Origin of the sequence: Vibrio sp. vnigr-6D03 (assembly GCF_002835515.1) — a bacterium.
Classification (GTDB): Bacteria; Pseudomonadota; Gammaproteobacteria; order Enterobacterales; family Vibrionaceae; genus Vibrio; species Vibrio penaeicida.
The window spans coordinates 1-844 of sequence record NZ_PIZL01000056.1; the positions used below are offsets into that span (position 1 = coordinate 1).

The following is an 844-nucleotide window of genomic DNA, read 5'->3' on the forward strand; positions in this document are numbered from 1 at the left end:
ACTGGGCGTTATAGCGCTTTTGTAATTTAGGGGTTGTAAGGCTTTCGATCATTGTTGGCTTCATTGCTGGAAAGTTCGGCTCCTCAACCATTATCAAGGTGGAAAATCCTCACAAGCCAAGCTGCTGTATGTTTTCCTAAAATCTCTCAATTCAATCAAATTTTGAAATTTGGCTTTCGGTTTGCTCTTCTCAATTCTCGACTGATTCTGTGTTTTGGGTATTGTGGACTAATTGCAGAAGGTTTTGTTGGCTAAGATACTGTTCATTGAATGCAAGCTAAGTGCTTCATTGCCAAGAGAGTTTGTTACTTGTTGCTCTACAACAAACGCTTCAAGCGGACTGCCAACGCGTGGCACTTTCGGTTTGCAGTAATAATTGTGTTTAAGGTGCAATGCGGTAGCCGTTGTATTACATTGGCAGCCACTTAAGCAGGTGTTATATGAAGGAGACCTAAATGAAGAAATCGATATTTTTTATAGTATTAATCTTAATATCCCAATCTGTAAGTGCAGCAGCAGGTTGGACAGGAAAGGTTAAAGTAACAGGAATTTTCACATTGACTGAAACGCAGACCTTAGTTCGCTTTTCATCATTTAATAATCCTGGGAAGTGCAGTGTTAATGGCGGTCATCTCCCTGATGCCGGTCATGTAGTTTTTGATTCTAGCAAGGAGAAGTCTTGGTTCTCATTGTTTTTGACTGCATCTGCGTCTCAAAAAGATGTTGATGTATACGTTGTGGACAAGTGTACCCCAATTTGGGCGGGTAGCTCTTATGCTCAAGTGGGGCATGTTCGTATTTACTGAACAATTCATATAACAAAAGCTTCAAACCGACAAACAAC

At 40.5% G+C, this 844-nt stretch carries 1 protein-coding gene; it reads left to right on the plus strand.

What is annotated here, in order from left to right:
- Window positions 1-455 precede the first annotated feature (455 nt).
- A complete protein-coding gene (locus CW749_RS26985; protein WP_101115568.1) occupies window positions 456-806 on the plus strand; it encodes a hypothetical protein in 351 nt (116 codons plus the stop codon).
- Window positions 807-844 lie beyond the last annotated feature (38 nt).

Excerpts from the sequence above, each read along its gene's own strand:
- CW749_RS26985 (WP_101115568.1), top strand. The coding sequence starts at position 456 with ATGAAGAAATCGATATTTTTTATAGTATTAATCTTAATATCCCAATCT.